The sequence below is a fragment of the Stutzerimonas kunmingensis genome (assembly GCF_002929225.1).
Taxonomy (GTDB): domain Bacteria; phylum Pseudomonadota; class Gammaproteobacteria; order Pseudomonadales; family Pseudomonadaceae; genus Stutzerimonas.
Genome location: NZ_PISM01000021.1, coordinates 193,758 through 205,354, shown reverse-complemented (window position 1 = coordinate 205,354; position 11,597 = coordinate 193,758). Strand labels below are relative to the sequence as shown.

Genomic DNA, 11,597 nt, shown 5'->3' with positions numbered 1-11,597 from the left:
ACGCGCTAGAACCGGAGAGCCAATGGCCCTGCCCCGCATCACTTCGCCCCATGCCAAGGGCCCCAGCCGTACCCAGCGCGTCATGCTGCTGGTGCTCGCGGCTACCCTGCCCGGCGTGATCGTGCTGACCTGGCTTTACGGCGCCGGTACGTTGATCAACATGGCCTGGGCCTGCGCGGCCGCTCTTGGTTTCGAAGCAGCGATTCTGAAGCTGCGCCAGCGTCCGGTAGGCTTCTTTCTCCGCGATGGCAGCGTGCTGGTTACCGCTGTGTTGCTGGCCCTCGCGCTGCCGCCCTACTCACCCTGGTGGCTGACACTGATTGCCACTGGTTGCGCGGTGGTCTTCGGCAAACAGCTGTATGGCGGCCTCGGCCAGAACCCCTTCAACCCGGCGATGATCGGCTACGTGGTGGTGCTGATTTCCTTCCCGGTCGAAATGACAACCTGGCCTGTGCCGCACAGCGTCGGGCTGGGTGCCGGCCTGCAGCACATCCTCGGGATCGCCTCGCTGCCCGATGGCTGGACCCAGGCCACGGCCCTCGACGTACTGAAGGTGAACAAAAGCCTGACCATCGACGAGCTGTGGAGCAATCCGGCGTTCGGCCACTTTGGCGGTATCGGTTCGGAGGTGGTGAACCTGGCTTTCCTGGCCGGCGGCCTGTTCCTGCTGCACAAAAGGCTGTTCAGCTGGCATGCGCCAGTGGGCATGCTCGCCGCGCTGGTGGTGATGAGTCTGGTGTTCTGGAATGGCTCGGGCTCCGATAGCAACGGCTCGCCGCTGTTCCATCTGCTCAGCGGCGCCACCATGCTCGGCGCGTTCTTCATCGTCACCGATCCGGTCAGCAGCGCCACCAGCCCGCTCGGGCGTCTCATCTTCGGTGTTGGCGTCGGCATTCTGGTCTACGTCATCCGCGCCTGGGGCGGCTATCCGGATGGCGTGGCCTTCGGCGTATTGCTGATGAACCTGGCGGCACCCACTATCGATTACTACACCCGCCCGCGCACCTACGGCCACCGCAAGGCCGAGCGCGGCTTCAAGCTGGGCGAATGACATGATGCTTCCGGAAATCAGCCGTTCCATGCTGAAGAACGCCGCGGTGCTGGGCTTGTTCGCAATTGTCACCGTAGGCGCGGTGACGCTGCTTCAGCAGGGAACCGCCGAACGCATCCAGGCCGCCGAACGCGCCGCACAGGTTCGCGCACTGGGTGAAATTCTGCCCGCAGGCAGTTATGACAATCACCTGCTCGACGACAGCGTGCCGATCCAGGACCGCTTGCTCGGCAACAAGAGCCCTCTGCCCGCCTATGTCGCCATCAAGGATGGCCGGCCAAGCGCCGTGATCCTCCAGGCCATCGCGCCGGATGGCTACAGCGGCGCGATTCACCTGCTGGTGGGCATCCACGCCGACGGCCGGGTCGCCGGTGTCCGCGTCATCGGTCATCGTGAAACGCCAGGACTGGGCGACAAGATCGAACTGGCGAAAAGTCCTTGGATTCGCAGTTTCGAAGGCAAGTCGCTGAGCAGCCCCGAGGCCGAAGGCTGGGCAGTGAAGAAGGATCGCGGCGAGTTCGACCAGTTCGCCGGCGCCACCATCACCCCCCGCGCCGTGGTCGGCGCCGTGCACCACGCCTTGCAGTACTTCGATGCGCACAAGGCCGAGCTGCTGGCAACCGGCGGCGAGACGACCGGGGCCGTCGGCGACGCCTTGGAAAACCGCACCGAGCCCGCCGGAGCCACCGTCCACTCACGCGCCGGAAGTGCCGCCACCCGCGACGAGCTGCAAACCAACGAGCCTGAAGCCGAGCCGCAAGGGGATCAGCCATGAGCGCACCCAGCTATCGCGAACTGACCGTCAACGGACTGTGGAAGAACAACCCGGCGCTGGTCCAGCTGCTCGGGCTCTGTCCGCTGCTCGGCGTCAGCAACTCGGCGGTCAACGCACTCGGACTCGGCCTGGCGACGATGCTGGTGCTGACCTGTTCGAACATCGGCGTATCGCTGGTGCGCGGCGTGGTCAACACCGCGGTGCGTCTGCCGGCATTCGTGATGATCATCGCCGCGCTGACCACCTGCATTGAGCTACTGATGCAGGCCTTCACCTACGAGCTGTACCAGATCCTCGGCATCTTCATCCCGCTGATCACCACCAACTGCGTCATCCTTGGACGCGCCGACGGGTTCGCCGCCAAACACAATCCACTGATCGCAGGCTTCGACGGTCTGGTCATGGGCATCGGCTTCTGTCTGGTTCTGGTGGTGCTCGGCGGCCTGCGCGAACTGTTCGGCACCGGTGCGCTGTTCGCCAACATGCACCTGCTGTTCAGCCCGATCGCCGCTGACTGGCAGATCACTCTGTTCAGCGACTACAAGGGCTTCCTGTTGGCGATTCTGCCGCCTGGTGCCTTCATCGTGCTCGGCCTGCTGATTGCGCTGAAGAACCGGATCGACCAGCAGCTTGCCGAACGTGCCCGCGCCACCCAGCCCGCTGCACCGGCCACCAGCCGCCGCGTACGCGTAACCGGTGTGATCGAGTGAGCCCGTTCCGATGAATGCCGAAAAACGTCGGGAAATCTTCCGGCGCTTGCATGAAGACAACCCCGAGCCGAAGACCGAGCTGGCCTACAGCACGCCCTTCGAGCTGCTGATCGCCGTGATCCTCTCGGCCCAGGCCACCGATGTCGGCGTGAACAAGGCCACTGCCAGGCTCTACCCCGTGGCCAACACCCCGGAGGCGATCTACGCCCTCGGCTACGACGGCCTGTGCGAGTACATCCGCACCATCGGCCTGTATCCGAGCAAGGCGAAGAACGTCATCGAGACCTGTCGCATCCTGATCGAGAAGCATGGCGGCCAGGTGCCGGACAATCGCGAGGATCTGGAAGCCCTCCCCGGGGTGGGCCGCAAGACCGCCAACGTGGTACTGAACACGGCATTCCGCCAATTCACCATGGCGGTGGACACGCACATCTTCCGGGTCAGCAACCGCACCGGCATCGCCCCAGGCAAGAACGTTCTGGAGGTCGAACGCAAGCTGGTTCGTTTCGTACCGAAGGATTATCTGCTCGACGCACACCACTGGCTGATCCTGCACGGACGCTATGTCTGCAAGGCGCGCAAACCACTATGCGGCAGCTGTCGGATCGAGGATCTCTGCGAATACAGGCACAAGACTTCGGACGATTGAGTGCGCTAGCGAAAAGCTTGCATCGCGATTGAAAAAAACTTTTTTACCGGCTCCCGATTTGCGGCTATAAGGTGCGCCAAGAGCGCCCCGTAGCCTTGGAGTGAACAAGTGGCCGAGAAAGAAGACATTCAGATCGAAGACGATTTCATCGCCGAAGATGACGATGAGAGCAGCGAAGCTCCCGTCGAGGTCGCCAAGACCAATCTGACCAAGCGCCGAATCATCGACAACCTGCTGGAGGAACGCCGCCTGCAGAAACAGTTGAACGACTTCGACTTCGATCTATAAAAGAAAAAGCCCCGAAAGGGGCTTTTTCATATCTACCGATCAGTCAGCGCGCTTCGGCGATAACAGTTCTATCTTGTAGCCATCCGGGTCTTCAACGAAGGCCAGAATGCTCGAACCGTGCATCATCGGCCCCGGCTCCCGGGTGATCTTGCCGCCACGGGCACGGATGTCCTCGCAGGCCTTGTAGACATCTTCCACTTCCAGGGCGATGTGGCCGTAGCCATTACCCAGCTCGTAGGTCTCGACACCCCAGTTGTGGGTCAGCTCGATGACGCTGTTGTGCGCCTCGTCGCCGTAACCGACGAAGGCGAGCGTGAATTTGCCGTCCGGATAGTCTTTGCGGCGCAGCAGGGTCATGCCCAGCACTTCGGTATAGAAGGCGATGGACTTTTCCATATCGCCGACACGCAGCATGGTATGCAGCAGTCTCATGATTCAGGTCTCCTCGTTCGGCAGCGCTTGTGGCAGTGCAGAAAGTACAACCCCGGCACATGGCCGGGGTCGGTTGGCTCAGGCGCGCCAGCTTATCAGAACTGGGTGCGGCCCTTGCCGGCAGCGATGCGCATGCGCAGGGCGTTGAGCTTGATGAAGCCCCCGGCGTCCGCCTGGTTGTAGGCGCCGCCATCCTCTTCGAAGGTCGCAATGTTGGCGTCGAACAGCGAATCGTCGGACTTGCGGCCGACGACGATGACGTTGCCCTTGTACAGCTTCAGGCGCACGACGCCGTTCACGTTGACCTGGGAAGCGTCGATCATCTGCTGCAGCATGCTGCGCTCGGGACTCCACCAGTAGCCGTTGTAGATCAGGCTGGCGTACTTGGGCATCAGCTCGTCTTTCAGGTGCGCGACCTCGCGGTCGAGGGTGATCGACTCGATGGCGCGGTGGGCCTTGAGCATGATGGTGCCGCCGGGCGTCTCATAGCAGCCGCGGGACTTCATGCCGACATAGCGGTTCTCGACGATGTCGAGGCGGCCGATGCCGTTCTCGCCGCCGATGCGGTTCAGCTCGGCCAGGACCTGAGCTGGAGTCATGTCCTTGCCATCGATGGCGACGATGTCGCCCTTGCGGTAGGTCAGCTCGATGTAGGTGGGGGTGTCCGGCGCCGCTTCCGGCGACTTGGTCCAGCGCCACATGTCTTCTTCGTGCTCGGTCCAGGTGTCTTCCAGCACACCGCCCTCGTAGGAGATGTGCAGCAGGTTGGCATCCATGGAGTAAGGCGACTTCTTCTTGCCGTGGCGCTCGATCGGGATGGCATGCTTCTCGGCGTAGTCCATCAGCTTCTCGCGCGACAGCAGATCCCACTCGCGCCAGGGAGCGATCACCTTGACACCCGGCTTCAGCGCATAGGCGCCCAGCTCGAAGCGCACCTGGTCGTTACCCTTGCCGGTGGCACCGTGGGAGATGGCATCGGCACCAGTCTCGTTGGCGATCTCGATCAGGCGCTTGGCGATCAGCGGACGGGCGATGGAGGTACCCAGCAGGTACTCGCCTTCGTAAACGGTGTTGGCACGGAACATGGGGAAGACGAAGTCGCGCACGAACTCTTCGCGCAGGTCATCGATGTAGATTTCCTTGACGCCCAGAGCCTGCGCCTTGGTGCGCGCTGGCTCGACTTCTTCGCCCTGGCCGAGGTCGGCGGTGAAGGTCACCACTTCACAGTTATAGGTGTCTTGCAGCCACTTCAGAATCACCGAGGTGTCCAGGCCACCGGAATAGGCCAGAACTACCTTCTTAACGTCCGCCATGCCATCAGCTCCACGGGTTGTACGGAAAGCCTGCGATTCTACCGGTCATGGGCTGGCTTTTACAGGGGCGCGCCGCTGCGGCGGCAATCAAGACGACGGGGCGGCGGGAGCCGAGGGGGCAGGAGGCGCCGCTTCTCGCACCAGGCGCAAGGTGACACGCCGATTCTTCGCGCGATTGGCCTCGCTGCTGTTGGCCACCAGCGGATAGCGCTCGCCATGGAAGCGCAGGGTGATCTGCTCCAGCGCTATGCCGTTGGCGACCAGATACTCCTGAACCGCCAGTGCGCGACGGCGCGACAGATCCCGATTGAGCAGGCGATTGCCGCTGTTGTCCGAGTGGCCATCCAGTTCGATGCGATTCACACTGGGATCGGCGCGCATGTACTGCAGAACGACATCGAGCCTGGCGCGCCCCTGAGCGTCCAGCACCACATCGCTGCTCGGGAAACCGATCTGCGACTGGCGCACCTGATCGAAATTGACTGGCAGCAGCTTGGCCGTACAGGCGCGGTAGTCCTCGTAAGCCTTGCCGAAGCGCGCCGGCAACAGGCGAATCTCCAGGGTATCGCCGCCGTGCATGGTGCGATGCCGAACCACCGGGCTACGCCCTTCGAGCAAGCCGCTGAGCAGGCGCCCGGCCTGTAGCTGGGTGCTGTTGAACGGAATATCGCCACCACTCACGGTGACCACGCCGAGATTGATATCACTGCGCGACGGTTGCCAAGGCGCCGCTGCAGCGAGCAGTGTCGCCGAGCCGGCGCCAAGCCAGCGCTCCGGCGAGTGCAGACGAAAGACCGCCTGTTCGCCGGCACGCCTGACGAACTCGCCGCTGCCGAAACCGGCGATAGGCTGGGTCAGTCGGCACTCGAACTGATCGCCCTCCACCTGCCATTGCACCCGTTCCAGCCGCGTCTGGAATGTCAGGGCGTTGGCCGGTGAAGCGAGCAGGCACAACAGTACGAGGGGGCGCAGGCGCACGATGAACTCCGAGAGGATGCGTATTCCTTCTAGGTATCGGTGCCCGACCGGCAAACTTGAGCGTGTCACGGTCAGTGCCCAAGCCTGGCAGACGAAGGCAAGATGCCGTCTCCGGGCTTTTCCGGTAGCATTCGCGCACGTTTCACCCGCCTGGAAACCCCTGCATGTCCGACCGACTCACCCTGCTGCGCCCCGACGACTGGCACATCCACCTGCGCGACGGCGCCGCCCTGCCTCACACCGTCGCGGATGCTGCTCGCCAGTTCGCCCGCGCCATCATCATGCCGAACCTGGTGCCACCGGTACGCAATGCCGACGAGGCCGAAGCCTATCGCCAGCGCATCCTGGCGGCTCGGCCGACCGGCAGTGATTTCGCGCCATTGATGGTGCTCTATCTCACCGACAGCACCAGTTCTGACGATATCCGCCAGGCCAAGGACAGCGGCTTCGTGCATGCCGCCAAGCTATATCCGGCAGGCGCGACCACCAACTCCGCTTCCGGCGTGACCGCCATCGACAACATCTTCGGCGTGCTGGAAACCATGGCGGAGGTCGGCCTGCCTTTGCTGGTCCACGGCGAGGTCACGCGCAGCGAGATCGATATCTTCGATCGTGAGAAACACTTCATCGACGAGCAGTTGAGTCGCGTCACCGCGCGCTTCCCAACCCTGAAAGTGGTGTTCGAGCACATCACCACCCGTGACGCCGTGCAGTTCGTCCAGGCGGCAGGCACCAACGTCGGCGCCACCATCACCGCGCACCATCTGCTGTACAACCGCAACCACATGCTGGTCGGCGGCATTCGTCCGCATTTGTTCTGCCTGCCAGTGCTCAAGCGCAACGTTCACCAGGAAGCCCTGCTGGATGCCGCCACCAGCGGCAGCCCGAAGTTCTTCCTCGGCACCGACTCGGCCCCCCACGCACAGCACGCCAAGGAAGCTGCCTGCGGTTGTGCTGGGTGCTATACCGCGCATGCGGCCATCGAGCTGTACGCCGAAGCCTTCGAGCAGCGGCAGGCGCTGGACAAACTGGAACCCTTTGCCAGTCACTTCGGTCCGGATTTCTACGGTCTGCCGCGCAACACCACGCAGATCACCCTGGTGCGCGAGGAGTGGAACGTGCCGGCCAATCTGCCATTCGGTGAGCAGGTCGTCGTGCCGCTGCGTGCCGGGGAACGACTGCACTGGCGTCTGGAGACGAACGCATGAGCGAAGAACACTTCGAAGACGAGCTCGAAGAGCACCTGCCGGGCAAACCCCGCTCGCCGATGGCGCGGCGTTTCCGTGGTTTCCTGCCAGTGGTGATCGATGTCGAGTGCGGCGGCTTCAACAGCGCAACGGATGCGCTGCTGGAAATTGCGGCCGTGACCATCGGCATGGACGAGCAAGGCCTGCTGTACCCGCAGGACACCTTGTTCTACCGCGTGGAGCCTTTCGCTGGCGCCAACATCGAGGCAGCCGCGCTGGAGTTCACCGGCATCAAACTCGACCATCCGCTGCGCATGGCCGTGCCCGAATCGCAGGCCCTGACCGATATCTTTCGCAGCGTGCGCAAAGCGGTGAAATCCGCCGGCTGCAAGCGCGCGATTCTGGTCGGTCATAACAGCAGCTTCGACCTGGGCTTTCTCAACGCAGCGATCGCTCGTTGCGAGATCAAGCGCAACCCGTTCCACCCCTTCTCCAGCTTCGACACCGCCACCCTCGCTGGCCTTGCCTACGGCCAGACTGTGCTGGCCAAGGCCTGCCAGGCCGCCGGGATCGACTTCGACGGCCGCGAGGCGCACTCAGCCCGGTACGACACCGAGAAGACCGCCGAGCTGTTCTGCGGCATCGTCAATCGTTGGCGGGAAATGGGCGGTTGGGAAGAGTTCGACGAGTAACGTCCGGGATACGGCGCATCGGGGCGAAGGCCCGCTTTGCAATGCCAGCAGTCGAGATCGACGCTTTAAACGAAAAAAGGCCAGTCATGCGACTGGCCTTTTTTGTATTACCGCAGCGTTACAGCGGCTTGCCCCGGTTGCCGTGCTGGCCAACGAAGGCCTGAACGGCCTTCAGTTCGTTCGGCAGCACCGTGCAACGCTCGCTGCGTTCGAACAGATCAGCCAGATGCGCCGGCAGGGCAAGTGCCTGGCCAATACCCGCCATCTCCACCGCATCCGGGAATTTCACCGGGTGCGCGGTGCCCAGTGTCACCATCGGGATGCTCAGGCTGCGACGGCATTCGCGTGCGGCATGCACACCGATAGCCGTATGCGGATCGAGCACCTCGCCGGTTTCCTTGAAGACCTGAGCGATGGTGGCGCAGGTCTGCTCGTCATCCACGGCCAGCGAATCGAACAGCTTGCGCGCTTCGGCCCAGCGTTCCTCTTCCACCGACAGCTTGCCGCTGGCACGGAAACCATCCAGCAATTCGGCCACGGCCTTGCCATTGCGACCATGCAGGTCGAACAGCAGACGCTCGAAGTTCGACGACACCATGATGTCCATCGACGGCGACAGCGACGCGTGCAGGGTGTCCTTGTCGTAGCGGTTGCCGGACATGAAGCGATGCAGGATGTCGTTGCGGTTGGTGGCAACGATCAGCTGGTTGATCGGCAGGCCCATGTTGCGCGCCAGATAGCCGGCAAAGATGTCGCCGAAATTGCCGGTCGGCACTGAGAACGCCACGGAGCGCGCCGGACCGCCGAGCTGCAGCGCAGCGTGGAAGTAGTAGACGATCTGGGCCATGATCCGCGCCCAGTTGATCGAGTTGACTGCCACCAGACGGGTGCCCTTGAGGAAACCCTGGTCGGCAAAGCTGGCCTTGACCATCTCCTGGCAGTCGTCGAAGTTGCCTTCGATGGCGATGTTGTGAATGTTGTCGCCGAGGATGGTGGTCATCTGCCGGCGCTGCACCTCGGATACGCGGTTGTGCGGGTGCATGATGAAGATGTCGACGTTGTCGCAGGCCTTGCAGCCTTCGATGGCCGCCGAACCGGTATCACCGGAGGTGGCGCCCATGATCACCACGCGCTCGCCACGCTTGGCCAGCACGTGATCGAGCAGACGACCGAGCAGCTGCAAGGCGAAATCCTTGAACGCCAGGGTTGGGCCGTGAAACAGCTCCAGCACCCACTCGTTGCCGTTCAGCTGACGCAGCGGGGCGATGGCGCTATGGGCGAAGACGCCATAGGTTTCTTCGAGGATTCGCTTGAAGTCGGCGTCCGGAATGCTGCCGGCAACGAACGGGCGCATGACCCGAAAGGCCAGCTCGTGATACGGCAGGCCGGCCCAGGAGGCAATTTCTTCCACGGTGAACCGCGGCAGGTTCTCCGGCACGTACAGGCCGCCATCGCTGGCCAGGCCGGCCAGCAGGACGTCTTCGAAGTTCAGGGCCGGCGCCTGGCCGCGAGTGCTGATGTAGCGCATTTGTTCAAACCTTCGGTTCGAGCGGCAGGCTGGCGCTGCAGGTATCAGGCAGTTCCGTGCCTGCAGCTGCGGCCTGCGGCTTGGTTAGTTGAGCTGTTCGACGCGAATGCGCACGACCTTGTCCGCCACATCATCGAGGGCTTCCAACGCAGCGATAGCATCGTCGATACGCTGCTCGACCACTCGATGGGTCACCAGAATCACAGGAACCAGACCGTCCTGGACTTCGGCCTCCTTCTGCATGATCGACTCGATGTTGATGCCACGCTCGGAGAGAATGGTTGCCACCTGAGCCAGCACGCCCGGATGGTCCTTGGCCTGGATGCGCAGGTAGTAGGCGCTCTCGCAGGCACTGATCGGCAGAATTGGATGATCGGACAGCGACTCGGGCTGGAACGCCAGATGCGGCACGCGATTGTTCGGATCGGTGGTTAGAGCCCGGGTCACATCCACGAGGTCGGCCACGACTGCCGAAGCGGTCGGCTCCATGCCTGCACCAGCGCCGTAGTAGAGCGTGCTGCCGACGGCATCGCCATTGACCATGACCGCATTCATCACGCCATTGACGTTGGCGATCAGGCGGTCGGCCGGAATCAGTGTCGGATGAACGCGCAGTTCGATGCCAGCATCGGTGCGGCGGGCGACGCCCAGGTGCTTGATGCGATAGCCCAGCGCTTCGGCGTAATTCACATCAGCCGTGGTCAGGCGCGCGATGCCCTCGGTGTAAGCCTTGTCGAACTGCAGCGGGATCCCGAAAGCGATGGACGCTAGAATCGTCAGCTTGTGCGCGGCATCGATGCCCTCGACGTCGAAGGTCGGGTCGGCCTCGGCGTAGCCGAGCTCCTGGGCTTCCTTGAGAACGTCCTCGAAGGTGCGCCCCTTTTCACGCATCTCGGTGAGGATGAAGTTGCCGGTGCCGTTGATGATTCCCGCCAGCCAGTTGATGCGGTTACCGGCCAAGCCTTCACGAATCGCCTTGATGACCGGAATACCACCCGCGACCGAGGCTTCGAAGGCGACGATTACGCCCTTCTCGCAGGCCTTGGCGAAGATTTCGTTGCCATGCACGGCGATCAGCGCCTTGTTGGCGGTGACCACATGCTTGCCGTTCTCGATGGCCTTGAGGACGAGTTCCTTGGCCAGGGTATAACCGCCGATCAGCTCGACGACGATGTCGATTTCGGGGTTGTTCACGACATCGAAGATGTCCGCCGTGATGGCTGTCGTACCGGTATCGCACTTGGGATTCGGGTGCCGGGTGGCAATCTGCGCAACCTCGATTCCGCGCCCGGCACGGCGGGCAATCTCCTCGGCGTTGCGTTTGAGCACATTGAAGGTACCGCCACCGACGGTTCCCAGCCCACAGATGCCAACTTTCACCGGTTTCAAGCTGAACTCCCCATTCACAGCGAGACGACCGGACCTGCCGGTCGACAAAAGAGTCGCACATTACGAAGGGAGCAGCTTTTAGTCAATCAGCCTCGCCTTGCGGCGGGCGCGCCCCCATCGTCAAGCTCCAACCGCTGATGCCATTGCGCGAGCGACTCATCCGGGTATTCGGCAAAACAGCGATCATGCCCCTGTACTTGCGGCTCTACCCAACTGGCCTTGGAGTCGAGCATCAGATGCGTGTGCTCCGGCGGGACGGGCAGATCGGTGTCGATCGCCGATGCGAAGGGATGCACCAGCTCGGGCCAGTTCGGATCCCACAACCACAACGCACTGGCGCAGTGTCGACAGAAGTGGCGGCGACCATCACTGATCTTTACCTCGCCAGTCTCGGCATCGGTGATACGCGCCTGGTAGACGCCAAGATGCTCCCTCCCCTCGACCTGCAGGCTTCGATAGTCACCACCAAGATTGATCGCGTAGCCGCCGCCACCCGCTGTCTTGCGACAGATCGAGCAGTAGCAGCGCATGAAAGGATACGGCTGCGCGGATTCAAGGCTGAACCGCACAGCCTGACAGTGACAGGAACCTTCGAGCTTCATCAC

General features: G+C 62.7%; 13 protein-coding genes. 7 read left to right on the top strand and 6 right to left on the bottom strand.

The features are described 5' to 3' along the window. The first annotated feature begins 22 nt into the window (after nt 1-22). The 5 genes from CW305_RS17505 (at nt 23) to CW305_RS17485 (ending at nt 3,473) form a co-directional block, all read left to right on the top strand. Entirely contained in the window at nt 23-1,051 is a 1,029-nt protein-coding gene (locus CW305_RS17505; protein WP_042926734.1) for an RnfABCDGE type electron transport complex subunit D, read from the top strand. A gap of 1 nt (nt 1,052) precedes the next feature. After that, nucleotides 1,053-1,826 carry an electron transport complex subunit RsxG gene (rsxG, locus tag CW305_RS17500; RefSeq protein ID WP_104098519.1) on the top strand — a complete coding sequence of 258 codons (774 nt, stop codon included), beginning with the start codon at nt 1,053-1,055 and terminating at the stop codon, nt 1,824-1,826. Continuing rightward, complete coding sequence (locus CW305_RS17495) at nt 1,823-2,536, top strand: electron transport complex subunit E (protein WP_104098518.1); 714 nt, start codon at nt 1,823-1,825, stop codon at nt 2,534-2,536. Before rsxG ends, CW305_RS17495 begins: the two co-directional genes overlap by 4 nt. A 10-nt stretch (nt 2,537-2,546) precedes the next feature. Beyond that, nucleotides 2,547-3,185, top strand: a complete 639-nt coding sequence (nth, locus tag CW305_RS17490) for an endonuclease III (protein WP_023444740.1) — start codon at nt 2,547-2,549, stop codon at nt 3,183-3,185. Between the two features lie 108 nt (nt 3,186-3,293). Next, nucleotides 3,294-3,473 (top strand): PA3496 family putative envelope integrity protein, encoded by a 180-nt coding sequence (locus tag CW305_RS17485; protein ID WP_003282969.1) that lies wholly within the window; start codon nt 3,294-3,296, stop codon nt 3,471-3,473. Nucleotides 3,474-3,512: 39 nt separating this feature from the next. On the opposite strand, the gene gloA is transcribed toward CW305_RS17485, so the two are convergent. From gloA to CW305_RS17470, 3 genes are all read right to left on the bottom strand, one after another. Then, entirely contained in the window at nt 3,513-3,905 is a 393-nt protein-coding gene (gene gloA, locus CW305_RS17480; protein ID WP_003282968.1) for a lactoylglutathione lyase, read from the bottom strand. A 95-nt stretch (nt 3,906-4,000) separates the two neighbouring features. Further along, nucleotides 4,001-5,218, bottom strand: a complete 1,218-nt coding sequence (locus CW305_RS17475) for an argininosuccinate synthase (RefSeq protein ID WP_041014740.1) — start codon at nt 5,216-5,218, stop codon at nt 4,001-4,003. A gap of 87 nt (nt 5,219-5,305) precedes the next feature. After that, nucleotides 5,306-6,196 (bottom strand): flagellar protein MotY, encoded by an 891-nt coding sequence (locus CW305_RS17470; protein WP_104098517.1) that lies wholly within the window; start codon nt 6,194-6,196, stop codon nt 5,306-5,308. A 164-nt stretch (nt 6,197-6,360) separates the two neighbouring features. On the opposite strand from CW305_RS17470, the gene pyrC reads away from it, so the two are divergent. Both pyrC and rnt read left to right on the top strand, forming a co-directional pair. After that, complete coding sequence (gene pyrC / locus CW305_RS17465) at nt 6,361-7,404, top strand: dihydroorotase (RefSeq protein WP_104098516.1); 1,044 nt, start codon at nt 6,361-6,363, stop codon at nt 7,402-7,404. Further along, on the top strand, nt 7,401-8,075 hold the full coding sequence (rnt, locus tag CW305_RS17460; protein WP_023444744.1) for a ribonuclease T: 675 nt from the start codon (nt 7,401-7,403) through the stop codon (nt 8,073-8,075). The genes pyrC and rnt overlap by 4 nt, the downstream gene beginning before the upstream one ends. A 118-nt stretch (nt 8,076-8,193) precedes the next feature. Here the strand turns inward: rnt and thrC are convergent, their stop codons facing one another. From thrC to CW305_RS17445, 3 genes are all read right to left on the bottom strand, one after another. Further along, nucleotides 8,194-9,603, bottom strand: coding sequence for a threonine synthase (gene thrC, locus CW305_RS17455; RefSeq protein ID WP_104098515.1), 1,410 nt, complete (start codon nt 9,601-9,603; stop codon nt 8,194-8,196). A gap of 84 nt (nt 9,604-9,687) precedes the next feature. Next, nucleotides 9,688-10,992: a homoserine dehydrogenase gene (locus CW305_RS17450; protein ID WP_104098514.1), complete on the bottom strand. Its 1,305-nt coding sequence runs from the start codon at nt 10,990-10,992 to the stop codon at nt 9,688-9,690. An 86-nt stretch (nt 10,993-11,078) separates the two neighbouring features. Further along, nucleotides 11,079-11,594, bottom strand: a complete 516-nt coding sequence (locus tag CW305_RS17445) for a GFA family protein (protein ID WP_104098513.1) — start codon at nt 11,592-11,594, stop codon at nt 11,079-11,081. Between the last annotated feature and the right edge of the window lie 3 nt (nt 11,595-11,597).